This is a genomic window from Diaphorobacter ruginosibacter, assembly GCF_014395975.1.
GTDB lineage: Bacteria > Pseudomonadota > Gammaproteobacteria > Burkholderiales > Burkholderiaceae_C > Diaphorobacter_A > Diaphorobacter_A ruginosibacter.
In genome coordinates this window covers 1,155,296-1,180,969 of the sequence record NZ_CP060714.1, presented here as the reverse complement: position 1 = coordinate 1,180,969, position 25,674 = coordinate 1,155,296, and the positions used below count along the sequence as shown (strand labels likewise).

At 64.3% G+C, this 25,674-nt stretch carries 23 protein-coding genes; 20 read left to right on the top strand and 3 right to left on the bottom strand.

The window, feature by feature from the left end; genetic code table 11:
- Positions 1-170 precede the first annotated feature (170 nt).
- From sauS to H9K76_RS05355, 6 genes are all read left to right on the top strand, one after another.
- Positions 171-1,610 (top strand): acylating sulfoacetaldehyde dehydrogenase, encoded by a 1,440-nt coding sequence (sauS, locus tag H9K76_RS05380; protein WP_187598538.1) that lies wholly within the window; start codon positions 171-173, stop codon positions 1,608-1,610.
- Positions 1,607-3,154: an AMP-binding protein gene (locus tag H9K76_RS05375; protein ID WP_187598536.1), complete on the top strand. Its 1,548-nt coding sequence runs from the start codon at positions 1,607-1,609 to the stop codon at positions 3,152-3,154. The genes sauS and H9K76_RS05375 overlap by 4 nt, the downstream gene beginning before the upstream one ends.
- 218 nt (positions 3,155-3,372) lie before the next feature.
- The gene (locus H9K76_RS05370; RefSeq protein WP_187598534.1) at positions 3,373-4,677 is read left to right on the top strand and encodes an MFS transporter; all 1,305 of its coding nucleotides are present in this window, start codon (positions 3,373-3,375) and stop codon (positions 4,675-4,677) included.
- 128 nt (positions 4,678-4,805) lie between these two features.
- Positions 4,806-5,582, top strand: coding sequence for a PRC-barrel domain-containing protein (locus tag H9K76_RS05365; protein WP_187598522.1), 777 nt, complete (start codon positions 4,806-4,808; stop codon positions 5,580-5,582).
- A gap of 39 nt (positions 5,583-5,621) precedes the next feature.
- Entirely contained in the window at positions 5,622-6,266 is a 645-nt protein-coding gene (locus tag H9K76_RS05360; protein ID WP_187598521.1) for a response regulator, read from the top strand.
- 16 nt (positions 6,267-6,282) lie between these two features.
- Positions 6,283-8,031: an ATP-binding response regulator gene (locus tag H9K76_RS05355; RefSeq protein WP_246475322.1), complete on the top strand. Its 1,749-nt coding sequence runs from the start codon at positions 6,283-6,285 to the stop codon at positions 8,029-8,031.
- Between the two features lie 95 nt (positions 8,032-8,126).
- Here the strand turns inward: H9K76_RS05355 and H9K76_RS05350 are convergent, their stop codons facing one another.
- The 3 genes from H9K76_RS05350 to H9K76_RS05340 all read right to left on the bottom strand — a co-directional run bounded on the left by H9K76_RS05350 (position 8,127) and on the right by H9K76_RS05340 (position 11,866).
- Positions 8,127-10,367 (bottom strand): IPTL-CTERM sorting domain-containing protein, encoded by a 2,241-nt coding sequence (locus H9K76_RS05350; protein ID WP_187598520.1) that lies wholly within the window; start codon positions 10,365-10,367, stop codon positions 8,127-8,129.
- Positions 10,364-10,858: a delta-60 repeat domain-containing protein gene (locus tag H9K76_RS05345; protein WP_187598519.1), complete on the bottom strand. Its 495-nt coding sequence runs from the start codon at positions 10,856-10,858 to the stop codon at positions 10,364-10,366. The genes H9K76_RS05350 and H9K76_RS05345 overlap by 4 nt, the downstream gene beginning before the upstream one ends.
- Before the next feature lie 687 nt (positions 10,859-11,545).
- Positions 11,546-11,866, bottom strand: coding sequence for a hypothetical protein (locus H9K76_RS05340; protein WP_187598518.1), 321 nt, complete (start codon positions 11,864-11,866; stop codon positions 11,546-11,548).
- 336 nt (positions 11,867-12,202) lie between these two features.
- Here H9K76_RS05340 and H9K76_RS05335 point away from each other — a divergent pair, with 336 nt between their 5' ends.
- The 14 genes from H9K76_RS05335 to H9K76_RS05270 all read left to right on the top strand — a co-directional run bounded on the left by H9K76_RS05335 (position 12,203) and on the right by H9K76_RS05270 (position 25,656).
- On the top strand, positions 12,203-12,463 hold the full coding sequence (locus H9K76_RS05335) for a hypothetical protein (RefSeq protein ID WP_246475319.1): 261 nt from the start codon (positions 12,203-12,205) through the stop codon (positions 12,461-12,463).
- Positions 12,464-12,490: 27 nt separating this feature from the next.
- Positions 12,491-13,468 carry a sulfonate ABC transporter substrate-binding protein gene (locus H9K76_RS05330; RefSeq protein WP_187598517.1) on the top strand — a complete coding sequence of 326 codons (978 nt, stop codon included), beginning with the start codon at positions 12,491-12,493 and terminating at the stop codon, positions 13,466-13,468.
- A gap of 7 nt (positions 13,469-13,475) precedes the next feature.
- Positions 13,476-14,663: an FMNH2-dependent alkanesulfonate monooxygenase gene (gene ssuD, locus H9K76_RS05325; protein WP_187598516.1), complete on the top strand. Its 1,188-nt coding sequence runs from the start codon at positions 13,476-13,478 to the stop codon at positions 14,661-14,663.
- Positions 14,664-14,675: 12 nt separating this feature from the next.
- On the top strand, positions 14,676-15,524 hold the full coding sequence (gene ssuC / locus H9K76_RS05320; RefSeq protein ID WP_187598515.1) for an aliphatic sulfonate ABC transporter permease SsuC: 849 nt from the start codon (positions 14,676-14,678) through the stop codon (positions 15,522-15,524).
- Between the two features lie 14 nt (positions 15,525-15,538).
- Positions 15,539-16,504: an aliphatic sulfonate ABC transporter substrate-binding protein gene (locus tag H9K76_RS05315; RefSeq protein WP_187598514.1), complete on the top strand. Its 966-nt coding sequence runs from the start codon at positions 15,539-15,541 to the stop codon at positions 16,502-16,504.
- Positions 16,501-17,295 carry an ATP-binding cassette domain-containing protein gene (locus H9K76_RS05310; protein ID WP_187598513.1) on the top strand — a complete coding sequence of 265 codons (795 nt, stop codon included), beginning with the start codon at positions 16,501-16,503 and terminating at the stop codon, positions 17,293-17,295. Before H9K76_RS05315 ends, H9K76_RS05310 begins: the two co-directional genes overlap by 4 nt.
- Positions 17,296-17,438: 143 nt before the next feature.
- Complete coding sequence (locus H9K76_RS05305) at positions 17,439-18,116, top strand: TetR/AcrR family transcriptional regulator (protein WP_187598512.1); 678 nt, start codon at positions 17,439-17,441, stop codon at positions 18,114-18,116.
- A 122-nt stretch (positions 18,117-18,238) separates the two neighbouring features.
- On the top strand, positions 18,239-19,318 hold the full coding sequence (locus tag H9K76_RS05300) for an NAD-dependent epimerase/dehydratase family protein (protein ID WP_187598511.1): 1,080 nt from the start codon (positions 18,239-18,241) through the stop codon (positions 19,316-19,318).
- Positions 19,319-19,357: 39 nt separating this feature from the next.
- Entirely contained in the window at positions 19,358-20,425 is a 1,068-nt protein-coding gene (locus H9K76_RS05295; RefSeq protein ID WP_223196277.1) for a dihydrodipicolinate synthase family protein, read from the top strand.
- A 40-nt stretch (positions 20,426-20,465) separates the two neighbouring features.
- On the top strand, positions 20,466-21,230 hold the full coding sequence (locus H9K76_RS05290) for an ABC transporter permease (RefSeq protein WP_187598510.1): 765 nt from the start codon (positions 20,466-20,468) through the stop codon (positions 21,228-21,230).
- A gap of 39 nt (positions 21,231-21,269) precedes the next feature.
- Complete coding sequence (locus H9K76_RS05285; protein ID WP_187598509.1) at positions 21,270-22,295, top strand: ABC transporter substrate-binding protein; 1,026 nt, start codon at positions 21,270-21,272, stop codon at positions 22,293-22,295.
- A 50-nt stretch (positions 22,296-22,345) separates the two neighbouring features.
- Positions 22,346-23,209, top strand: coding sequence for an ABC transporter ATP-binding protein (locus H9K76_RS05280; protein ID WP_246475318.1), 864 nt, complete (start codon positions 22,346-22,348; stop codon positions 23,207-23,209).
- Between the two features lie 24 nt (positions 23,210-23,233).
- Complete coding sequence (locus H9K76_RS05275) at positions 23,234-24,673, top strand: enolase C-terminal domain-like protein (RefSeq protein ID WP_187598508.1); 1,440 nt, start codon at positions 23,234-23,236, stop codon at positions 24,671-24,673.
- 422 nt (positions 24,674-25,095) lie between these two features.
- Entirely contained in the window at positions 25,096-25,656 is a 561-nt protein-coding gene (locus H9K76_RS05270; RefSeq protein WP_187598507.1) for a TRAP transporter small permease, read from the top strand.
- Positions 25,657-25,674 lie beyond the last annotated feature (18 nt).

The window sequence follows — 25,674 nt, the reverse complement described above, 5'->3', positions numbered from 1 at the left end:
GCATTTTCGGCTCCACACGGCCCCGCGAATCGTGGAAAACGCAAAAAACGGGACTCGCGGATTTCTCTCCTGCATAGCCTGTGCATCAGACGGGCCGACGGCATGCATGCGAAGGCGCAGTGGCCTGTCCAGGTTCGGCGACACAACGACGACATGCAAGGAGACAGACAATGGAAGTGCAGGAGACACAACGAGATCCGCTGCAGGCCGCACAGCAGGCCATTGGCGATCTCATTCAACGCGCTCGCGCGGCGCAGGCCAGCTTTGCGCAACTGGGCCAGCAGGGCATGGACGATGCGGTTGCAGCCGTTGGCTGGGCCATCATGGAGCCCGGCCGCAACCGGCAGCTCGCGGAACTTGCCGTGAAGGAAACTAGCCTCGGCAATGTCGCCGACAAGATCACCAAGAACCACCGCAAGACGCTCGGCCTGCTGCGCGACCTGAAGGGCGTGCGCACGCACGGAGTGATCAGGGAGGACCGGTCCTCCGGCATCACCGAGATCGCGCGCGCGGTCGGCGTGGTCGCGGCCATCACGCCATCGACCAACCCAGGTGCCACCCCTGCCAACAACATCATCAACGCACTCAAGTGCGGCAATGCGGTCATCGTCGCACCCTCGCCCAAGGGCCTCGGCGTGAGCCGCATGCTGATCGACTTCATCCATGCCGAGCTGCGCAAGTGCCACCTTCCGGTCGACCTGGTGCAGACGCTGCCCAGCCCCATCAGCAAGGTGCTGACGGCCGAACTCATGCGCCAGGCGGACCTGGTGATCGCCACGGGCTCGCAGGCCAACGTCCGCATGGCCTACACCTGCGGCACGCCGGCCTTCGGCGTGGGGGCCGGGAACGTGGCGTCGATCGTCGACAGCTCGGCCGATGCGGGGCAGGTGGCGGAACTGATCCTCGCGTCCAAGACCTTCGACAATGCCACCAGTTGCTCCTCGGAAAACAGCATGGTGCTGCTGGACGAGGCGCGCGAGACCATGCTGCAGGCCCTGCGCGAGAGGGGTGCGCTGCTGCTGACCGCCGACGAGAAGGACAGGCTGCAGGCCCTCATGTGGCGCGACGGCAAGCTGAGCGACACCATCACCGGCAAGAGTGCGGCACTGATTGCGCAACTCGCACAGATCGACTGGCGCGGACGCATTCCGCAGGACGCCCCCCGGGTACTGATGGTCGAGGAAAGCGGCGTGGGCAAGGACCACCCCTTCTCGGGTGAAAAGCTGTCGCCGGTGCTCACCGTATATGCGGCGCGCACATTCAACGACGCTGTCGCCACCGTGCGGCGCATCTATGGCTACATGGGGGCTGGCCACTCGGTCAGCCTGCACTCGCAGGACGACGAGCAGGCGCTCTATCTCGCGCAGAACCTGCCGGTGGCGCGCGTGATCCTCAACCAGGCCCACTGCTTTGCAACCGGCGGCAACTTCAACAACGGTCTGCCGTTCTCGCTGTCGATGGGCTGCGGCACCTGGGGCGGCAACAACTTCTCCGACAACCTCAACTACCGCTATTACATGAACGTGACGCGCGTCTCGCGCACGATCCCCGAGAACCGTCCGTCGGTGGAGGACATGCTGGGCGACTACTTCCGGAGGTACGGAGCATGACGACGAACACGGCATTGCACAGCATTGCGGAACTGATCGACGCGCGGGCAGCGGAGCGCGGCGAAGAGACCTTCATGATCAACGCGCAGGACGGAGCCCTGTTTTCGTTTGCACGGTTGAAGGAAGAGACGGACAGGCTGCGCGCGAACTTCGATGCCATCGGCCTGGCACCCGGCGACAAGGTATCCGTCTACATGCCCAACGGGCCGCTTCCGGCGATCCTGCTCCTGGGCATCATGGCCAGCGGCCTGGTGGTCAACCCCGTCAACCTGCTGAGCCAGCCATCGCAACTGGTGCATGTGCTGCGCCACTCGGACACGCGGCTGGTGTTCACGAGCAGAGAACACCAGCCCGCGCTCGAGCAGGCACTGGCCCAGGTCGAGCGCAGCGTCGCCGTCGTGCTCTGCGACCCCGAGTCCATGCATGTGCCGCTGGCGCCTTCGCTGCCGCCCGTGGCGGGTGTCGCCGATCGGCTTGTCACGCACCGCATCGCGCCCGACGAACCGGCGCTCATCATGTACACGTCCGGCACCACCGGCGTTCCCAAGGGGGTGCTGCTCACGCATGCGAACCTGCTGGCCAATGCGGCCAGCACGTCGCAGGTGCATGCCCTGGGCGAGAGCGATCGCGTGATGGTCTCGCTGCCGCTCTATCACATCAACGCGCTGGTCGTCGCGCTGATCACGCCGCTGTTCCATGGCGGCTCGCTGGTCATGTCGCCGCGGTTCTCCGCCAAGACGTTCTGGGCCGATGTGTGCGGATTCGGATGCACGTGGATCAACGTGGTTCCCACGATCATTGCCTATCTGCTCAACGACGAGGCCGGAGCCCAGGGCCGCGATCTCTCCGCCCTGAAGTTCTGCCGATCGGCATCGGCGGCACTGGCTCCCGAGCACCACCGCGCGTTCGAGTCGCGCTTCGGTCTCGGCATCATCGAAACCATGGGCCTGACCGAGACCGCGGCCCCTTCGTTCAGCAATCCGCTGGCAGCCCGCGAGCGCCGCATCGGCAGCGTCGGCCGCCCCGCCGGTGCGCTGGCGGCCGTCATGGGCGTGGACGGCCAGCTTCTTCCCGCGGGCGAGCGCGGCGAGATCGTGCTGCAGGGCCCCCATGTGATGCAGGGCTACTACAAGGACCCGGTACGCACGCGCGAGGCCTTCACCGACGACGGATGGCTGCGCACGGGCGACGTGGGCTACCAGGATGCGGACGGTTTCTTCTACATCACCGGCCGCTCGAAGGAGCTCATCATCAAGGGCGGCGAGAACATCGCGCCACGCGAGATCGACGAAGCGGTGCTCAAGCATCCCAAGGTGCTGGATGCGGCTGCCGTCGGCGTTCCGCACCCCGAGTACGGACAGGAAATCGCCGTGTACCTGGTGATGCGCGACGGCGCGGAATTCGATGCGGCCGACCTGCGCCGGCATTGCCTCGCCGAGCTGGGCAACTACAAGTGCCCGAGCCGTTTCGTCCAGATGCTGGAGCTGCCACGCGGTCCCTCGGGAAAGCTGCAGCGCCTGCGGCTGCTCGAACAACCCGCCTGAACTCATCGACAACGCGAAGCAGGCCGCTTCACGCGCTCGTGAATCCCGCGGCTTCCGCTCCCCGCCCCATTCTTTCGAAAGGAACCGCCGCCCTTCCCCTCTTGCCGTCCGAGCGACGACTGCAACGTATTGCCTGTAGCGGCGCCCCTGGCGCCATCCATTGAAATGAACAAAGGCCCGTCCGCGATGCACGCAGGCAAGGGCCCAAGGAGACAAACATGCAACGCAGAGTCAAAACGCATCACATGGTTCTGGGCGTGATGTGCCTGATGTATTTCATCGCCTACATAGACCGGGTCAACATGTCGGTGGCTGCACCGATGATCAAGGAAGAGATGGGCCTGAGCAACCTGCAGCTCGGCCTGATCTTCTCCGCATTCGCGTATCCGTATGCGGCCATGCAGATCATGGGCGGCTGGCTTGCCGACCGATTCGGCCCGCACAAGGTGCTCACGGTGCTGTCACTGATCTGGGGCGCGGCCACGCTGTTCACCGGCTTTGTCGGATCGCTGGCAGCCCTGCTGGTGCTGCGGCTTGCACTGGGGCTTGGCGAAGGAGGCGCCTTTCCCACCGCCACGCGTGCCTTCACCTACTGGATTCCGCTGAAGCAGCGCGGCTTCGCACAGGGCATCACGCACTCGTTCTCGCGCCTGGGCGGCGCCGTCACGCCGCCGCTGGTGTTCCTGATCATCGCGATGGCGGGCTGGCGTGAATCGTTCATCGTGCTGGGCGCCGTCAGCCTGGCATGGACCGCGCTGTACTGGTTCACGTTCCGCGACACGCCGCAGCAGCATCCTCGCGTGACCGAGTCGGAGCTTGCCGAGATCAACGAAGGCCGCGCGGAAAAGCCCAGGCAGGAGAAAGGCCCCACGCCCTGGAAGCGCCTGATCGGCGGCATGTGGAAGGTCACGCTGGTCGACTTCTGCTACGGCTGGACGCTGTGGGTCTTCCTGACGTGGCTGCCTTCGTACCTGAAGGATGCGCGCGGATTCAACCTCAAGGAAATGGCCATCTTCACCGCGTTGCCGCTGCTCGCGGGGGTCGTTGGCGATACGCTGGGTGGCGTCGTCTCCGACCGCATCTATGAACGCACGGGTAACCTGCGCTTTGCGCGTGTCTCGGTTCTCGTATTCGGCCTCGTGGGCGCGCTCATCTTCATGGTGCCGATGATTTCCGTGGACAGCGCCATGACGGCCGTGCTGCTGCTGTCCGCATCGTTCTTCTGCCTCGAACTGACCAACGCGGTGCTCTGGAGCCTTCCGCTGGACATTGCAGGCGACTATGCGGGCACGGCCTCCGGCATGATGAACACGGGCTTCGGCGTGGCCGGAATGATCTCACCGGTGGCGTTCGGGTACCTGATCCAGACCACCGGAAGCTACTCGCTGCCCTTCATGATTTCCGCCGGCCTGCTGGGCTTTGGCGCATTCATGGCGCTGTTCATCAATCCGCTGAACACCGTCAAGCGCGAGGTGGCAAGCCTTCCCGTCGGGGCACGGCTGTCGGGCGTGGGGTCTGCCTGATCTCAGGCACGTCCCACGAACGACCAGGGCATCGCCCTACGCCCCGGCTCCGGCAGGCAGCCTAGTCTTGTGGAGTGCAGCGGCTTCTTCTGGAAAGCCGCTGCACAGACAAGGAAGGAGCAGCAGCCATGAACAACGAAGCCGCAAGGAGCGCGATCCGGTCGCCATTTCACCTGTCCCACGAAGATACGGCAACGCTCGCGACCGGATGGAGCGCACGGAACAACCTCATCGGGCTCGAGGTCTACAACGAACGCGAGGAGCATGTCGGATCGGTCTCCGACCTGATCGTCGGCACGGGCGGAGCCCGCATGTTCGCCATCGTCGGCGTTGGCGGTTTCCTGGGTCTGGGCACCCGCGACGTCGCCATTCCCGTGGAGTTCTTCAAGCTGCGCGATTCGCAATTGATTCTGCCGCAGGCGACCGAAGAGGCGCTCAAGCACCTGCCCGAGTTCATCTATCCCGCCGAAGGCTGGAACACCTACGACTTCTCCCTCACGGCCCCCACCCCGGGCCGCGCACAGGCGAGCACGAAGCCTACTGGAGGGAGCGCTACGCCAGCGAACCCTATGTATCGCAGGATTTTGTCTACGAGGACTATGCCCCGGCCTATCGGGCCGGCTATGTCTGCCGCCTTGAAGGCCACGCCGAATGGGAGGCCGCACGCACGCATGCGCAAGGCCGGTGGGACGTCGAACGTGGAGGCAGCCGCCTGCCCTGGTCCCAGGCCGAACCTGCAGTCAAGGCCGCATGGGATCGCGCCAACCGGCAATACATCCAGGAAACAGGCTACTGAGAAAAACCCGGGCTCGCGGCAGACGGTTGTCGCGGGCAGAGCCGGGTGGCCCATGTCTGGGGCGAACAGTATGGACACCAAAGTCCTCGCTCGTCCATCGCACAAATAGACTAGGCCCGGGCGTTTCAAGTTGCCTCATACTTGGCCCATGCCCGCCCTGTTGCTGCTGATCGACGACCATACGCTGTTTCGCACCGGCCTGCGCCTGATCGTGCAGGAGCACCCCGGCGTGGGCAGCATTGCCGAAGCGGGCACCGTCACGGAAGCCTGCGCACTGGCACCCATGGACGTGGACCTGGTGCTGCTGGACATCCTGATGCCGGGCATGAGCGGCCTGGACGGGCTTCTTCCGTTGCGCAAGGCTTTTCCGCGCGCGCGCATCGTGCTGGTTTCCGCCAGCGTGGCGCCCGACGCCATGCGCGAGGCCCGCATGCGGGGCGCGGACGGTTTCCTGCCCAAATCCGCCAGCGGGGACGACATCCTGGCCGCCATCAGCCTCGCGCTGTCAGGCGTGGCCTGTTTTCCCACGGACAGCCCGATCGGCAGCGCCGCGGCCATCCCGTCCACCGCCACGCCGATGCTCACGGCGCGGCAGATCGATGTGCTGCGCCTTCTGTGCATGGGCAAGTCCAACAAGCTGATCGCGCGCGACCTGGGGCTCAGCGAAAACACCGTGCGGGTTCATGTGACGGCCATCTTCACCCAACTGGGCGTGAACAGCCGCAGCACCGCGCTGCTGCGCGCGCAAGGCCTGGGGCTGGTGGATCTGCCGCCCTCCTCGCTCACCGCCTAGACAGGACTCCCGATCCTTGGCCTCCACGCTGACCTCCTCCGAACGCTCTGCCCTTGTGGCTCTGCTCTATCTGCAGTCGCGCGCAGTGTTGCTTGCCAACTTCGTGATCCCCGTGCCGGTGCTTGCCGTACTCTGGCCCTACGCATCCCACGCCACCCTGCTCGCATGGGCGGGCGCGGTGTTCCTGGTGACGCTGGCTCGCCTTGTGCTCAGCCTTGCTCAAATGCGCCGCCCCGATGGCGCGCACAGCAGCACATGGGCCTGGTACTTCACCGCGGGCAGCAGCGTGTCCAGCGCCTTGTGGGGATGGATGGGCTGGGCACTGTACCTGCCCGAGCAGCCCCAGCTGGTGGCCTTCATCTGCATCGTCATCGCGGGGCTGTCCTGCGGCACCATCGCCTCGTTCGCGGCGTTTCCGCCCGCGGCCGCCATTGCGCAGGTCCTGCTGGTGCTGCCCTTCGCGTTGCGCAATTTCATCGTTGGCGAAGGCCTGGCGCCGATCTACGGCGTCTTCGCGCTGTGTCTCTTCGCGGTCAACCTCTACTACAGCCGGGGCACCTACAACACCCTGCTTGCCAGCGTGCGGCTGCGCTTCGAGAACATGGCCCTGGTGGAGCAGTTGAAGGTCGAGCGGGACCGCGCCGAAACGGCCAACCTTGCCAAGTCCAGGTTCCTTGCCGCGGCCAGCCATGACCTGCGCCAGCCGCTGCATGCGCTGGGTCTGTTTCTTGATTCACTGGAGCGACATGCCATCTCACCGAGCCAGGCCACGGTGTTCGGCCATGCACGCTCAGCATCGGTGGCGGCGTCGGAAATGCTCAACACCTTGCTGGACTACTCTCGCCTGGAAGCCGGCGTGGTGCAGCCCCATGCGGCCCCGTTCGCCGTGCAGCCGCTGCTGGGCGCGCTGGAGCAGGAGTTCGGCGTGCAGGCCGATGCCGCGTCCCTGATCTACCGGACGCGCGAGACCACGGCAGCCGCTCTGGCCGACAAGGTGTTGGTCGACCTCGTGATGCGCAACTTCATTTCCAATGCGCTGCGCTACACCCATGCGGGAGGCGTGCTGGTCACCTGCCGCCAGCGCGCGGGGGCACTGGCCCTGGAGGTATGGGATACAGGCTGCGGCATCGCGGCAGAGCATCAGCGGGACATCTTCAAGGAGTTCCACCAGCTTGGCAATTCCGAACGCGACCGCCGCAAGGGACTGGGGCTGGGCCTCGCCATCGTGCAGCGCCTCGCCCATGCCATGCAGGCCCGGGTCGAGGTGCGCTCTCGCCTTGGACATGGCTCGGTCTTCCGGCTGTGGTTGCCCGCATGGTCAGGCACGCTGGAGGACGAAGCCAGTGCGACACAGGCCATCGGCGCTATTCCAGGCGGCCTGCGCATCCTCGTGATCGATGATGACGAAGCCGTGCGGCAAGGCATGCAGTCGCTGCTGGAGAGCTGGGATTGCACATGCATCTGCGCCGAATCATCTGATGACGCGATTGCCAGGGTGCACGCGGCAGAGCCGCCGGACGTGATCGTGACCGACTTCCGGCTGCGCAACGGAGAGACGGGCAAGCAGGCGCTGCAGGCGCTGCGGGAGCACCTGCAGCGCCCTGTGCCCGCCATCATCATGACGGGCGACACCTCCCCGCAACGACTGCGCGATGCGCAATCCACGGCGGCGCTGCTGCTGCACAAGCCCGTCTCCACACGGCAGTTGCGGGAAGCACTGGGGAACGCCAGCCTCCATGCGCCTGTCGGCCCTGAGCGCCCCTGACGGTGCAGTAGCAAACGACAGGAAGGGGTTGATCAAGGCTGGTGCTCTGCCAGTCGCTCGCCTGGCAGTGACCCAGACCAGCAGACCGCCGGCCTTCACCCCCTGCGCATGCTGCCGAGACCCATCGCGGCAAATCCAGCCAGCGCAAGGGACAACAGCATCAGCGCCCAAGCCCCCAGCGTGGGCACCGGCGTGGGTGCCGCGTTGATGGGTGCTGCAGTGATGGTGATGCGCTTTTCCACCGTCACGTCATGCGCTATCGGGTCGGCCTTGAGCCGTTGCGCGGACAACGGTCCCGCGAAGGTGGCATCCGCAATGTGCAGCGTGAAATGGGCGACCTCCACACGGGTCGGCGTGCCGCTGAACTCGATGGAGCGGCCATCCGCCGACAACGCCGCATTCAATCCAGCAGGAAGTTGCCCACCGACGATGGCGAATCGGTACTGCGCCAGACCGCCACTCAAAGGCAGGCGAGCCAGGTAGGTCTGGCCTTGCACTCCGGCGGGCAGATCGCCGCCGGGCGCGAGGATGCTGCCGATGGGTGTCGCCGGCCCGGCGGTGGCGGGGGCACTGTCGCCCACGATGTTCCGCGCCACGACGTTGAAGTCATAGACTTGCTGATTGGTCAGGCCCGTCACCGTGCATTGGTTCTGGCTGGCCACGGCGATGCAGAACTTGCTGCTGTCGCCCACCACCTCCACGCGGTAGCCGGTGATGGCGCTGCCGCCATCGCTGGACGGGGCATCCCAGGTGATGGTGACCTGCCCGTCTCCCGCCAGGGTCTGGGCGCGGCGCGGCGGGTGCGGCGGCATGGCACTACCCGTGGGCGTGGCCGATGCAATGGCAACGGGGCTGTCACCCACGACGTTGCGAGCCACCACGTTGAAGGTATAGCTCAGGCCATTCGTCAGGCCAGTGACCGTGCAGTTGGTGCCATCGGCTGGCGCTGTGCAGAACTTGCCGGCGTCGCCGGCCACCTCAACCCGGTAACCGGTGATGGCACTGCCGCCATCGTTGACCGGAGGCATCCAGGTGACGGTCACCTGCCCTCCACCGGCCAGGGCCTGGACACTCCCCGGCGCATCCGGCGCGGTGGCGCTGGGTGCGCCCGAGATGCTGGCGGCCACGCTGTTGCCCACGACGTTGCGAGCCACCACATTGAATGTGTAGTTCTGGCCATTGGTCAGGCCGGTGATCACGCAACTGGTGCCATGGGCCGGGGCCATGCAGAACTTGCCGGGATCGCCCGCCACCTCCACCCGGTAGCCGGTGATGGCACTACCGCCATCGTTGGCAGGTGCGGTCCAGCTGAGGGTGACCTGGCCCGAGCCCGGTACCGCCTGGACGGCCACGGGCGCGTCGGGCGGCGTGGGCGTGCTGCTGGCGAGATAGTGCAGGCGCACCGAATGCACCAGGCCGCTGGAGCCACCGTACTGCCCGCCCGTCGCCACGCCCTGTGCACGCACCCAGACAGTGCTGTCGCGCGGCAAGTCCAGGCCGTTCAACTGCCAGCCACCCGGAATGCGTTCACCAGGTCCCAGGTCTTGCCAGCCGGCCTCTGGCGCATCTGCACCGGTGGTGCTCAGCGCAAAACGCACCTGGCTCAGCTCGGGCCCGCTGCCCGAACGCAGCCAGCGCAGTCCGGTATTGCCAGCGGCCACCAGCTGCTGCAACGCGGCCTCCGGCGGGCTCACGCGGGCCATGGCCTGACGTGGCTGACCGCTGAAACTGGTGAAATCGCCGCCCACCACCAGCTTGCCGTCGGCCTGCAGCGCGATGCTGTGCACCTTTACGCTTGCGTTGTACGGCTCGTTTGCATTGGGATCCAGCGCGGCATCCACAGCACCGCTGGATGTCAGCCGGGCGATGTTGTTGCGTGGCTGGCCGCCGATGCTGCCAAAGGCCCCGCCCACCAGCAATTGGCCGTCGGTCTGCAGCGCGATGCTGTAGACCGTGCCATCCGAATTGCCGTTGACGTTGGGATCGAAGTCGAGGTCCAGCGAACCATCGGCGTTCAGCCGGGCAAGATGGTTGCGCTGCTGGCCATTGACCAGGGTGAAGTCGCCGCCCAGCACCAGCTTGCCGTCCGGCTGCAGCGCGATGACGTAGACCGGTTTATCGACACTCGGGGCGAAGTCGGTATCCAGCGAGCCATCGGCATTCAGCCGGGCAATGCGCGCACTCGGCATGCCGTTGACGGATGTGAACAGGCCCCCCACCACCACCTTGCCATCGGGCTGCAACGCGAGGCTGGCAACCTGGCTGTTCATGCTGGCGTTGAAGCCTTCGTCCAGCGAACCGTCGCTGTTCAAGCGGGCGACCCGGTTGTGTGTCACCCCGCCCACTTTGGTGAACGTTCCCCCAGCAGCAGCTTGCCGTCCGGTTGCTGCACCATGCTACGGATCTGGTTGTTCACAACGGGGTTGAAGCCGTTATCCAGCGAATCGTCGGCATTCAGCCGGATAAGGGTCTGGCGCGCTTGCCCCGCAAACTGATTGAACATGCCAAATACGACCCGCTTGCCATCGGGCTGCACCACGAAGCCGGCCACGGTGCTGTTCGCGCCCGGGTTGAAGCCGGTGTCCAACGTGCCATCGCCGTTCAAACGACCGATGTTGTTGCGCACCGCTCCGCCCAGAGTGCCAAAGTAGCCGCCCACCAGCAGCTTGCCATCGCGCTGCATGACCGTGGCGACGACCGTACCATCGGCTTGGGGGTCAAATCCGTCAAGCACTCCAGCCGCCAGCGCGGGCCGGGCGAGTGCGATCCACGCCAGCAGGAACAGAGTCAGGCCGATACGAAGCCATCGGACCGAAGTAATGAACATGTTTCTTCCTCGATAGGTGCGATGAATGCGCCGCCCACCACCAGAGAGGCAGGGGCCAGACAGGGATGCGCCTTACATCGTGTATCGACGTTAACCATGCATGCACAGTTTGAAAATGTGCTGTCGGCACATTGCGTGCGCCATAAGGCCCGGCAGCCGTGCTTTCCGACCTGGGTCGAGGGCCAGGATTTCAAGCATGCGAAAGCACCATGGCCCCTGCAGGCCTGCATGCGGGGCAGCAGTCAATGCTTTGGCGATGCAAGCGCACGCATCCAGCGTTCGTGCTCTTCGTTCTCCAACTGCAGCAAGCTTTCCGGCGAGCCGCCTCCGCCCACAACCTGAATGTCTTGCAAATACCTGCGCACCTCGGGCTTGGCAAGCACCTGAGCCACGGCCTCCTGCAGGAGGCGATTGGATGCGGCATCCGAGTTTGCAGAGCCCAGAGGCTGAAACGGTCATATGCCGTATAGCCCGCCAAGGCCGGGCTCGAAGCCAGCGTGGGCCACAGCACCCCTTGGACGGTTTGCGGATGCGCGGGGTCGGCCGTGGTGCCCAGCACACGCAGTTGGCCGCGCCGCACCGCAGAGATCGCGCCCGTTCCGCCATGGTTATGCCGTGGTCGTGGGCGCTTTCCCGGAGGACTGGCGGCCGCCCGGGTGGCAGGACAGTTGGCCGATCATTCGGGCCTCATGGAACTGCGGCGCGATCGCCCATTGGCCCTGCGCGTTCTGGTACCCCCAACGACCGGTATCCACATCCTTGGCCGGTCGCAGTGCGACACCAGCGCAAACCGGTCATCAGGTCCGGAACCGTGCCGATCGTGAACGAGAAGATGTCTTCCCATCGCTGAGACTGTGCATCCACCGGCTGCAATTGCCAGGCTGCCTGCATCGGCAATGCACGCTCCGGATGGGCCTGCAGTTCCTCGTAACTCGGCGGTGCGGCATGGGCCGGACAGAGGACGATGCCAAGCCACAACAGAAGTGAGAGGACATGCAGGCGCTTCATGGAGCGATCGCGGCAGCCCGTGCGAGCGCATGTCGCCGAGGCTGTACTCCTGCATGGAAGGGTGTGGGGATGTAGGCCACGAACAAGATCAGGACGCAGTCCATCGATACAGTTCTTCGAGCTCCTGCTACGACCGGCCCGCAGTTGGATGCGGCGGCTTGCCGTTCAAATTGTGCCATAGCGAACCCACCCCGGACGAAGCCCCGCAACAAGGCTCATCCGGGCTGCAGTGCCTGCTTAAAACCGCAAAGCGCATAAGCCAGCGCATATTTATTCGTTTTCTTCGTCCGCCGAGCTTTGGACACTCAGGCCTCCAACGTAGCTGGAGGCTCTTTCATGTTGTCCATTTCTTCTGTGCTTTCCAACGCACGGATTGCTGCCTGCGCACAGGCCCGATGGGGCGTGCTGCGCTGCTTCTGGGCGGCCCCGGTCGCGAACGTCGTCGAGCTCGCGCTGCAGCGCTATGAGTTCAACGTCAAACCCATCGCCCGCGAAGTCGCAGCAGACCAGCAGCGCATCGCCGACGCCTTCCACGCACTCAAGTGGATTCCCAAGCCGATTCAGGTGGGCGAAGCCGTGGTGTTCGCGCTGGACTGATCTTTCAACGCCCCCTTCAAAACAGACATGACCCGTATCTCCTCTCCTCGCCGCCGCCTGATCCAGGCCGGTGGTGCCGCCCTCGCCCTGCCCGCCATCAGCACCCTCAGCGCCTTCGATGCGTTCGCGCAGGCCCCGCAACGCACGCTGCGCATCGGCTACCAGAAAGGCGCGCTCAGCGTGCTCAAGGGCCGCGGCACGCTGGACAAACGGCTGGCGCCACTGGGCGTGAGCATCAAGTGGACAGAGTTCACCGCCGGCCCCGTGCAGCTTGAAGCGCTCAATGTCGGTTCGATCGACTTCGGCGACGTGGGCGAAGCCCCGCCGATCTTCGCCCAGGCGTCGGGTGCGCCACTGGCCTATGTGGCCGCCACCGGACATCGTCCGGCCTCGGAGGCCGTGCTGGTGCCCGCGCAGTCGGCCATCAAGACGGTGGCGGATCTCAAGGGCAAGAAGATCGCGCTCAACAAGGGCAGCAATGTCCACTACTTCATCGTCAAGCTGTTCGAAAAGCATGGCCTCGCGTTCAAGGACCTGAACCTGGTCTACCTGCCCCCGGCCGACGCCCGCGCCGCCTTCGAGAAGGGTTCGATCGACGCCTGGGTGATCTGGGATCCGTTCCTGGCGGCGGCCGAGAAGAGCCTGGGCGCGCGCATTCTGGCCAATGCCGAGGGCGTGGTCGGCAACCGCGCCTACTACTTCTCATCGCTGGACTATGCGGGCCGGAACGCTGACGTGCTGGCGGCCGTGATCGAAGAGATCAACGCGCTGGAGCGCTGGGCCGAAGCCAACCGGAGCACCTACGCCGGCGAACTCGCAGCGGTGCTGGGCCTGCCCAAGCCGGTGCTGGATCTGGCGGTCAGCCGCAACCGCTTCGGCATCACGCCGATCACGCGCGCGATCCTGGCAGAACAGCAGCAGATCGCCGACACCTTCTTCTCGCTCAAGCTCATCCCCAAGCCGATCCAGGTTCTGGATGCCGCAGCCCCCAACCTCAACGCCTGATACGCCCATGAAAGTCTTCTGGTTCCTCCCCACCCATGGCGACAGCCGCTACCTGGGCACCGGAGAAGGTGCGCGGCAGGTGGACCTGTCCTATCTGCAGCAGGTGGCTGGTGCGGCGGACCGCCTCGGCTACGAGGGGGTGCTGATCCCTACCGGCCGGTCCTGCGAGGATCCCTGGGTCATCGCCTCCAGCCTGCTCGGTGCCACCCGGCGCCTGAAGTTCCTCGTGGCCGTGCGGCCCGGCCTGCACCAGCCGGCACTGGCCGCGCGCATGGCAGCCACCTTCGACCGTCTCTCGGGCGGCCGCCTGCTCGTGAACCTGGTGACGGGTGGCGATCGCGGCGAGCTCGAAGGCGATGGCGTGTTCCAGGATCACGCAGAGCGCTATGAGCAGTCGGCCGAGTTCATCCGCATCTGGCGCGAGATCCTCGCGCGCAGCCACGGCACGGACAGCTACGACTTCGAGGGAAGGCATCTGAGCGTCAAGGGCGCGCGGCTGCTTTTTCCGCCAGTGCAGAAGCCCCATCCTCCCGTCTGGTTCGGCGGTTCGTCGCCAGCCGCGCAGGACCTGGCCGCGGAACAGGTCGAGGCCTATCTGACATGGGGCGAACCGCCCGCCGATGTCGCGGCCAAGATCGAGGAGGTACGCGCCCGCGCGGCCGCCCGGGGGCGCAAGCTGCAATACGGCATCCGCCTGCATGTGATCGTGCGAGAGACCGAGGAAGCCGCCTGGCAGGCCGCCGATGCGCTGATCAGCCGGCTTGACGACGCCACGGTGGACCGCGCCCAGGCCGCGTTCGCGAAGATGGACTCCGTGGGCCAGCAACGCATGGCGGCCCTGCATGCCGATGCGCGCGCCAAGGGTGGAGCATCGAGCCGCTCGCGCGCGGCGCTGGAGATCAGTCCGAACCTGTGGGCCGGCATCGGCCTCGTGCGCGGCGGTGCGGGCACGGCCCTCGTGGGCAGTCCGCAAACCGTGGCCGCGCGCATCCAGGAGTATGCCGACCTCGGCATCGAGACCTTCATCCTGTCGGGCTATCCGCACCTGGAGGAGGCTTACCGCTTCGCCGAGCTGGTATTCCCGCTGCTGCCGCTGCAGCTGCGCGAGCGCCTGAGCGGCAGCCATGTGACAGGACCTTTCGGCGAAGTCGTGGCCAACCTGGATGCGCCGGCGCGGCTCGCATCCCAGAGCTGAGGAGGCAAGACCATGAGCACCTTGGGCTCCGAAATCCACGATTCTCAGGCCACGCCGCTGGCCGCAGTCACCGAGCGTCCCGGTTCTCCGGCCTGGGTCGGCACATTGGCCCACCAACTGCTGCCCTGGCTCGTCCCCCTGGTGCTGGTCGTCACCTGGCAGGTGGCCTCCAGCCTGGGCTGGCTGTCCACGCGCGTGCTGCCGGCACCCATCGACGTCCTCCGCGCGGCCTGGACGCTGACCGTCTCGGGCGAGCTCTGGACCCATGTGAAGGTCAGCGCCGGTCGCGCGCTGCTGGGACTGGCCATCGGCGGCGGACTGGGCCTCCTGCTGGGGTTGCTGACGGGCTCGATCAGGTTCTTCGAGACCTTGCTCGACTCGACGATCCAGATGGTGCGCAACATTCCGGCGCTGGCACTGATCCCGCTCGTGATCCTGTGGTTCGGCATCGATGAGACGGCCAAGCTGTTCCTGATCGCGGTGTCGGTGTTCTTCCCGATCTACCTCAACACGTTCCACGGCATCCGCAACGTGGACCCGCAACTGATCGAGATGGGACGGACCTATGGCCTGTCGCGCTGGCAGCTTTACAAGGAGGTGATCCTGCCCGGTGCGGTCTCCTCAATCCTCGTGGGACTGCGCTTCTCGCTGGGACTGATGTGGGTGATCCTGATCGTGGCCGAGACCATATCCGCCCAGGCCGGTATCGGCTACCTGACCATGAACGCACGCGAGTTCCTGCAGACCGACGTGGTGCTGGTCGGCATCCTGCTCTACGCGCTGCTCGGCAAGCTCGCCGACCTGCTGGCGCGTGGCCTCGAACGCTGGTGGTTGCGCTGGCACCCCGGCTACAACCAATGAACGGCGACAACTCCATGAACCTCATCCCCTTCCAACGCCGCACCTTGCTGGCCGCCGCGGCCTCCTTTGCCGCGGGTGCGGCCTGGGCGCAGGGCGCACCCGCCACCGTGCGCATCGGCTACCAGAAATCCTCCACGCTGACCGTGGTGCTCAAGGCGCAGAACACGCTCGAACAACGACTCGCGCCGCTGAACGCCAAGGTCAGCTGGCACGAATTCACGAGCGGCCTGCCGCTGCTTGAAGCACTGAACCTGGACAACCTGGACTTCAGCGCCGACGTGGCCGACACCGTGCCCGTGTTCGCGCAGGCCGCCGGCGCGCAGCTGACCTTCGTTGCCCAGGAGGCGCCGTCGCCCACGGCCCAGGCCATTGTGGTGCGCGCGGATTCACCGCTGCGCAGCGTGGCCGATCTCAAGGGCCGGAAGGTCGGCTTCGCCAAGGCAGCCGGCGCGCACTACCTGCTGATCGCTGCACTCGAGCAGGCGGGCCTGTCGTTCAAGGACATCGAGCCCGCCTACCTCACACCGGCCGATGGCCGGGCCGCGTTCGAGCGCGGAGCCATCGATGCCTGGGTGATATGGGACCCGTTCCTGTCTGCAGCCCAGCGCCAATCGAACGTGCGTGTGCTGGCCGACGGCACGGGCATCGCAAGCTACCAGCGCTACTACCTGGCCAGCACCCGGTTCGCGAACAAGCGCCCGGATGTGCTGGAGGTGATCTATGCGGAACTTGCCAAGACGGGCCAATGGGTCAAGGCCCAGCCCGAGGCTGCCGCCGCACTGCTGTCGCCGGTCTGGGGGGTGGACGTACCCACGGTGCTGCAGGCCAACGCCCGGCGCAGCTATGCCGTGCGCCCTGCCGTGCCCTCGGGCCTGGCCGAACAGCAGAAGATCGCAGATGCCTTCTTCGCCGAAAAGCTGCTGCCGCGGCGCGTGAACGCGGCAGATGTCTCCCTCTTCAGACCCGGGAGCCCGGCATGACAACCCAACAGGCCGGAGGCGTGCGCCTGCAGGCACGCCATCTCTCCAAACACTATGGCGCACGCGCCGTGCTGCAAAACGCGCAACTGGATATCGCACCCGGTGAATTCATCGCCATCGTCGGCCGCAGCGGCTGCGGCAAGAGCACCCTGCTGCGCCTCGTGGCCGGGCTCGAGGCTGCGAGTGGCGGCAGCCTGCAGGTCGATGGCGAGCGCATCAGCGGGCTCGACCCTCGCACCCGCATCATGTTCCAGGAAGCCCGCCTGCTGCCCTGGAAACGCGTGCTGGACAATGTGCTGCTGGGGCTGCCCGAGGCGGCCCGCACGCGCGGTGAAGAAGTGCTGGGCCACGTTGGCCTGGCCGAGCGCGCACGCGAATGGCCGGCCCGCCTGTCAGGCGGACAGCGCCAGCGCGTGGCCCTGGCCCGCGCCCTGGTGCACCAGCCGCAGTTGCTGCTGCTCGACGAGCCCCTGGGAGCACTCGACGCGCTCACGCGCATCGAGATGCATCGCCTCATCGAAGGCCTGTGGCAACGCCACCGCTTCACGGCCCTGCTGGTCACGCACGACGTGCAGGAAGCCGTGGCGCTGGCCGACCGCGTGATCCTGATCGAGGACGGCCGCATCGCGCTGGACCAGCGCATCGACCTGCCACGCCCGCGCTCACAGGGCGATGCGAGCTTCGCGGCCATCGAGAAGCACATCCTCGACCGTGTGCTGCAGAAGCCCGGTGTCGAAGAGCCTGAACCCGAGCGGCTGCTGCCGGCCCACGCATTGCGCTGGGCGGTCTGATCCACCAGACGCTTCAGGGAGCGCGTGGATTCAGCCCAAAATTGCCGGGCCAGCAACGCCAGGATGATGGTGGTGGAGACGCGGATAGGCGGCATTGGGGCAGCATGACATCGCTCGATCACTGGGTCATAATCCGCGCCACCATGAAATCCAGCCAGCCCTTGACGCCCACTCCGCGACGCCGTTCGGCAGCCAATCCCGGGATCTCCGACATTGACAGCAACGATGCGAAGGCCGCTATCCTGAAGGCCGCGCGCGCAGAGTTTTCGGCCAAGGGACTCACCGGCGCGCGGGTCAACGAAATCGCAGCGATCGCGGGTGTGAACAAGCAGCTCATCTACTACTATTTCGGCAACAAGGAAGACCTCTATCGCACCGCGCTCGAGGTGGTCTACACGGAGATACGGACACTGGAGAGCGGGCTTCATCTGGGCGACATGCAGCCCGAGGAGGCCATGGCTGCGCTCATCGGCTTTTCGTTCGACTACCTGCAGGCAACGCCGGATTTCATCGGTCTGCTCAACCACGAGAATGCACGCGGCGCCTCGCATGTGCGTGACTCCAAGGCCATTCGCGAAACCAACTCGCCGCTCATTGAATTGCTGGCCAAGACACTCTCGCGTGGGACGCGAGCCGGGGTTTTCCGGCGCGGCATCGATCCCGTGGAGCTCTATGTTTCCGTGGCTGGCATGTCGTACTTTTTCTTCTCCAACCGTCTCACCCTCTCGTCCATTTTTGCGCGCGATCTCGAATCGAAAGCCGCTGTGCAGGCCTATCGCAAACATGTGGTGAGCTTCGCAATGGCTGGTCTGCGGGCCTGAGCCATCCGTTCTGAAATCACCCCGGGAATACCCTCGCCTCAAAATTCAACCAAACGGTTGACGTCGATTTTGCGAAGCCATAAAGTTCGTACATCAATCAATTTGCAGCACGAGGAAAGCAGATGCAGAGCATTCAGGTGGAGCCCGCCGCACCAATCACGACACCGCTGCTGGACGTCTCGAATCTGCCCGCGAGTTTCGAATCCGTGGAAGCACTGGACGATTTCCTCGCACGGCCGAGCCAGGCGCTGGTCGACGATCTTGCACGGCTGGACGGCGACATCATGATCCTCGGCGTGGCGGGCAAGATGGGTCCCACGCTTGCACGCTTGGCCAAGAATGCCGCTCCGCACAAGCGCGTCATCGGCGTGGCTCGTTTCAGCGAGAGCGGTGTGCGTGAGCGCCTTGAGGGCTGGGGCATCGAGACCATTGCCGCCGACCTGCTGGATCGTCGATCTCTGGAGGCTCTGCCGCGCATTCCCAACATCGTCTTTGCCGCCGGCCACAAGTTCGGCGCCAAGGACAATCAGGCGTTGACATGGGCAATGAACACACATGTGCCGGCGCTGGTGGCTGAGGTGTTCCGCGATTCGCGCATCGTGAGTTTTTCCACTGGCAACATCTACGCGCTCACCCCTGTCGGCCGCCAGGGCGCAAGTGAAGCCACGCCACCTGCGCCCGTTGGCGAATACGCGCAGTCCTGCATTGGCCGAGAGCGCATGTTCGAGTATTTTTCTTCCCGGCACGGCACGCCGGGCCGCATCTTTCGCCTCAACTACGCGATCGACATGCGCTACGGCGTGCTGTACGACATCGCATCCAAGGTGCATCGCGGCGAGACCATCGATCTCGCAATGGGCTATGTCAACGTGATCTGGCAGGGCGACGCGAACGCACAGGCATTGCGCAGCCTGCTGCATTGCACCGTGCCACCCAAGCCCATCAATTGCACGGGGCCCGAGACGATTTCGGTGCGCTGGCTGGTGCAGCAGTTCGCCGCGCGCTTCGGCATTCCCGTGAAGGTCTGCGGCGAGGAGTCTGCCAATGCACTGCTGTCGGACACCACGCTGTCATCAACGCTCTTTGGCTATCCACAGGTTCCGCTGGGCGTGATGCTCGACTGGGTGTCCGACTGGGTTCGCCGCGAGCAACCCGCGTTCAACAAACCTACCAAGTTCGAAGTACGCGACGGTGCGTTCTGACGTTCTGAAACTGCCCGACAGACATTGAAGAGTTCCAGCATGAGTGCCTTGACACCCGAGAAGGTCGCCCACGTCCGCGAGTTGTTGCAGCGCGGCCTGGCCATTCCCGCGCATCCGTTGGCGTTGACTTCCGAACGACAACTCGATGAGCGCCGCCAGCGCGCATTGAGCCGTTACTACGTCGATGCCGGCGTGGGGGGACTGGCCGTGGGTGTGCATACCACGCAGTTCGCAATCCGCGAGGTGGGCCTGTATGAGCCGGTGCTGCGCCTGGCGATGGATGCCGTGCGTGAATGGGCGCCTGGCGATCGCGAGCTTGCGATGGTGGCGGGCATCTGCGGCCAGACCGCGCAAGCGGTTGCCGAGGCCCGCACGGCGCACGGCCTGGGATATCACGCAGGCTTGCTGAGCCTGGCAGCCCTGCGCGGGCAACGCGAAGATGCCTTGATAGCGCATTGCGAAGCGGTTGCCCGCGAGATCCCGCTCATCGGCTTCTACCTGCAGGCCGCCGTGGGCGGTATGGATCTGAGCGCTGAATTCTGGGCACGATTCGCCTCCATCGATAACGTGGTTGCGATCAAGGTGGCGCCGTTCCACCGGTATCGTACGCTCGACGTGGTGCGCGGCGTGGTCATGGCGCGCGCGGAAAAGCGCGTGTCGCTCTACACCGGCAACGATGACCACATCGTGCTCGACCTGGTCACGCCATTCACCGTGCCGCGCGATGGAGAGCCGGTCACCGTGCGCTTTCGAGGCGGCCTGCTTGGCCATTGGTCGGTGTGGACATCGAGCGCCGTGCGCATTCTGGACCAGTGCCAAGCCGCTGCAAAGCGGGGCGAGGTCGATGCGCAAATGCTTGCACTGGACAGCCGCGTGACCGACTGCAACAGCGCATTCTTCGACGTGGCGAACGACTTCCACGGCTGCATCGCCGGATGCCATGAAGTGCTGCGCCGCCAGGGCCTGCTCGAGGGCATCTGGTGCCTGGATCCGCAAGAAGGGCTGGGCCAGGGACAGAAGGATGCCATCGACCGCGTGTATGCCGAACATGCCGATCTGGCGGATGACGCATTTGTCGCTGCCAATCTGAGCCGTTGGCTTGGATGAGCGCGCAAGCGAAGAACAGGAAGGGTACGGAACGTTCACCATGAACCGCAACAAGATCACGCGCTGGCTGGCACACTATCTGCCGGCCATCGGATTGTTTATTGGCTTCGTCATCCTCTGGCAGCTCGCGGTATCGGTGTTCGATATCCGCGAGTACCTGCTTCCAAGCCCCGGCGCAGTGGTGCAGGCGATGTTCAGCGACGAGATTCCGTGGCTCGGCCACACCTGGGTCACGGCGCTTGAAATTCTGGGCGCATTCCTCATTGCCGCCATCGCGGGTGTGATGCTTGGCATGGCCATTGCATGGTCGGATGCCATGTCGCGTGCACTCACCCCATTCCTGGTCTTCGTGAACACCCTGCCCAAGGTGGCGATCGCTCCGCTGTTTCTCATGTGGATGGGCTACGGCATCATCCCCAACATGCTGATCGGTGCACTGATCGGTTTCTTTCCGGTCGTGATCAATACGGCAGTAGGACTGACTCAGATCGACAAGGATCTCGTCGACCTTGGTCGCGTGTTCAGCGCACCGAAATGGAAAGTGTTCTGGAAGATCCGCATTCCCAATGCCTATCCCTATATCCTCAGCGCACTGAAAGTCACCGCAACCTCGGCGGTGGTCGGCGCCGTTGTCGGTGAATTCGTGGCGTCGCAGAAAGGTCTGGGCTACGTCATCATCACCACGCAGAGCAGCATGAATACGCCAGTGGCGTTTGCCGCCCTGGTGTGGATTTCCATCCTGGGCCTACTGCTGTACGGCATCGTCGCGATGCTCTCGCGCGTACTGGCCCCATGGGCCGAGTGAGCCCTTGTTGACAACCCGTCTTCACTTGAAAGCCAAGCCATGACTTCCAGGAAATCGACCGTCACTTTCGTTGCCGCAGCCTGCGCGGTGCTGCTGTCCGCCGTGGCGCCCGCTGGCGCCAGCGCACAAGACCGCGAAAAGTTCACGTTTGCACTGAACTGGTTCGCGGTAGGTGATCACGCAGCCTATTGGGTGGCGCTCGACAAGGGCTACTATGCACAGCGCGGGCTCGACGTAACGATCCAGAACTCCAAGGGCTCCGGCGAATCCATCGCCAAGGTGGACAGCGGCCGCGCCGATGCGGGCGTGGCCGATACCGTGCCGGTGATTTCCGCCGTTTCGCGTGGTGCCCGCGTGAAGATGGTCGGCATGGTGTTCGACAAGACACCGATGACGTTCTTCAGCCGCGCCGACAACGCGCTCACCAAGCCCAAGGATCTGGAAAGCAAGACCATCGGTGCGCCTCCGGGTGACAGCCAGCGCCTGGCGTTTCCCGCATTTGCGCGGCTGAACCAGATCGATCCGGCCAAGGTGAGCTGGGTGAACATCGAGCCCACCGCGAAGGTGGCTGCGATTGCAGAGAAACGCGTGGATGGCGTGGTCGACTACACCACCGGCCAGCCGTTCTATGACAAGGCCATGGGCTCGGGCAAGGCGGTGCGCCTGCAATGGGCGGACTTCGGTTTTGACATGTACGCCATGGCCATCCTGGCAAGCGACAAGACCATGAAGGATCGTCCCAAGGCGTTGCGCGCATTTCTCGAGGCCTCCTACATGGGCTGGCGCGACGTCATGGCCAACCCCAAGGAAGCGCTTGCGATCTACAAGAAGCGCGTGCCGGAGATCGACGTTGCCATCATCGAAGCCAACATGAACATGGGTTTCGAACTCATGCGCACCAAGAACTACGCCGACAACGGCATCGGCTGGATCGATGACAAGAAAATGTGCAACTCGGTGGATATCGTCAACACCTACATGGGCTTGCCCAAGAAGGTGGATTGCACGGCGGTGTACGACAAGCAGTTTTTCATCAAGGTGGCGATGCCGCTGACGGTGCAGTGAGCCCGCTGGCCTGAACCCAGCCGGATCCCGGAACGCAGAGAAGAGTCAAAGTGAGCATCACCACGGCAACCATCCAGAGCGCGCTCAATGTGGCTGCGCCCATGACACGACCATTGATCGAGATCGAGCACGCGGGCCTCATCTATCAGGCAGAAAGCGGGCCGGTAGAGGCGTTGCGCGATATTTCACTCACGATTCACGAAGGCGAGTTCGTGGCCCTGCTGGGGCCGAGCGGCTGCGGGAAATCCACGCTCATGCGCGCGATCGCGGGCCTGCACAATGTCACGAGCGGCCGCATTCTGGTGGACGGCGCGCCGGTTGAAAAGCCGATCGCCAAAGTGGGCATGGTGTTTCAGGCGGCGTTGCTGCTCAAGTGGCGCACGATCCTGGACAACGTTCTGTTGCCCGTGGAGCTCGCGGGCGGCAACCCCGAGCAGTATCGTGAACGTGCGATGTCGCTGCTCAGGATGGTGGGCCTCGGCGACTTCGCCGGCAAGCGACCTCGCGAGCTCTCGGGGGGCATGCAGCAGCGTGCGTCGCTGTGCCGTGCGCTCATCATGGACCCGCCGATTCTCCTCATGGACGAGCCTTTCGGCGCACTCGATGCGATGACGCGCGACGAGATGAACATCGAGCTGTTGCGCATCTGGGGTGAAAGTACCGCGGGGGCAGCACGCAAGACCATCGTGTTCGTGACGCATTCCATTCCTGAGGCGGTGTTCCTGGCGGATCGCGTCGTGGTCATGTCGCCGCGCCCGGGCCGCGTGGCCAGCATCCGTCCGGTGGACATTCCGCGACCGCGCACCGCGGAAACAAGAGCCCACCCGGAGCTCGGCCGCATGTCCTTCGATCTCTACACCGAGCTCTCCGGTGCCAGCGGAAACGCACAGGCGCGTTCCGGCCCGCACTGGTAGACCGACATCGCCTGCGGCATCTCCATGCAGACCGTTCCACATGTGAAGGTGCTCTCCGTCGAATGCGCGGAGTTGCCCTATGTGTTGCGCATGCCGTTTCGCTTCGGCGCGACCACGGTGCGGGAAGGACTGCAGGCCGTGATTCGCGTGCGCCTGGGACTTCCGGGCAAGGGGGGAGAAATATTCGGCTACGCCGCCGAAGCCCTGGCCGCCAAGTGGTTCGACAAAAGCCCCGCGTTGAGCGATGCGGACAACGTGCAGCAACTGCGTGATGCGCTACGGCTCACGGCCAAGACCTATAAGGCGGCCGCCGCATGCAGCGCGTTCGACCTCTTTGCGAACCATCACGCCGAGATTGAAGCAGATGCGCATGCCCACCGCCTGCCGCCTCTCGTGATGAGTTACGGTCCCGCGCTGCTCGACCGCGCAATTCTTGATGCCCTGTGCCGCGCGCATGGCCTGAGCTTCCGGCAGGCCATGCAGGCCAATCTGGCGGGCATGCACCTGGGAGCGCTGGATGCATCGCTTGGATCGTTTGAAACTTCGGCATTTCTCGCATCGCTCAAGCCCCAGACACAACTCGACGTGCGGCACACGGTGGGCATGCTGGACCCCATCACCGAGGCGGACCTTCCAACATCCGGGCGTGCCGATGATGGCTTGCCGGAGACCCTGCAAGAGGTCATCGCCCACTATGGCAATCGCTATTTCAAGATCAAGCTCGGCGGTGACGATGCTTCCGATCTGGCGCGCCTCGAGCGCATTGCCGCCGTGCTCGACGCCCGGAGTTCTCCGTACTTCGTGACGCTGGACGGCAACGAGCAATACACCAGCGCCGAAGCAGTAGCGATGCTTTGGAAAGCCATGGAGGAGAGGCCACGGCTTGCGCGCCTGTGCGCATCGACATTGCTGGTGGAGCAACCGATTGCGCGTGGCGTGGTCTGGTCGCAGCCGGTGGAGGCAATTGCACGCCACAGACCCGTGATCATCGATGAGTCCGACGAGGACGTGGGCGCGTTCACCCGTGCGCGAGCCCTCGGCTACCGCGGCGTCTCCTCGAAATCATGCAAGGGTTTCTACAAGTCCCTGCTCAATCTGGCGCGCTGCCATGTATGGAATGCGCAGGCCGCGCCGGGGGAGCCGCCCTTCTTCCTCTCTGCCGAAGACCTGACCACGCAACCCGGCTTCAGCATGCAGCAGGACCTCGCACTCGTCAGCCTGCTGGGCATTTCGCATGTGGAGCGCAACGCCCACCATTTTGTCCACGGCTTCAATGGCAAGCCGAATGCGGAGGCCCGGGAGTTCCTTGCAGCACATCCTGATCTCTATGAAATCGGGGATCGCAGCGCAGCGCCACGTTTGAGAATCCGCGATGGCCGTGTGCATCTGGCATCGCTCGACGCAGTGGGCTTCGGCACAAGCCTGCATCCGCATATCAAAAGCTGGGTAGAAGTCGTGTCCTGACGATGGGGCATTTCAGAAGCACTTCCCCGTTGAACCACTGACTGGTGGGTCAAAGAACGTCTGAGTCCGATAGTCGTGCCGACTGCTGACCCTGGCGAATCGACGCATGTACTACCTCGTAGGTTTGCGCGGGTACCTCATCAGATGAGATAGCCCCACTGAATCTCCTGACACGGTCTATTGCTCGCCTTTGCGAAGAATTGTTGCAACCGGAAGATCCTGGCGTGCAGAGCGCAAGAGGGCAAGGGCTGGCGGTGCACAGGTGCGAGACATACAACCCAGGGTTTATACCGAATCACTTTTATGTATTCGATATCAAAATTCGCACACTCATTTTCAGTTTTGCATACAAAACACTGAATTGCATACAATATGAAGACAGCGATGGGGCGTTGCCTGCGGTCGCATGCAGAAAGAAATCTATGAATCGCTTGCTAACCACCTACTGCAAAGCCCTGGATGCCGCAAGTGCCCTCTGTATGGCTGTCATGGTCGTTCTGGTGTTTGGGAATGTGGTGCTTCGCTACTTTTTCAGCACCGGGTTGCTCATTTCCGAAGAGATTTCGCGCTGGCTCTTCGTGTGGATGGTTTTCATGGGCGCTGTGGTAGTAATGCGCGAGCGCGGTCACATGGGCACCGACATGGTCATCGCACGCCTGCCAGTCAAAGCCCAGCGACTGTGTCTTGTTGTCGCTCAAGTGATGATGCTCTACATCACATGGCTAATGCTGACCGGCAGTTGGGGGCAGGTCATGGTGAATAGAGAAACCGAAGCCCCTGTCAGTGGGCTGTCTGTGGCGATCTTTTACTTCGCAGGCGTGCTATTCGCCGCCTCTACCCTGCTCATTCTTATCCATCAAATTTGGCTCACTGTGAGCGGCCGACTCTCAGATTCTGAACTGGTGGTGATGGTCGAGTCCGAAGAATCAGCGCACCTGGTATTGCCCCCGACAACAGGCGCTTCGACAGACGAGCGTCAATAAGCATTTGAATTGAGGAAT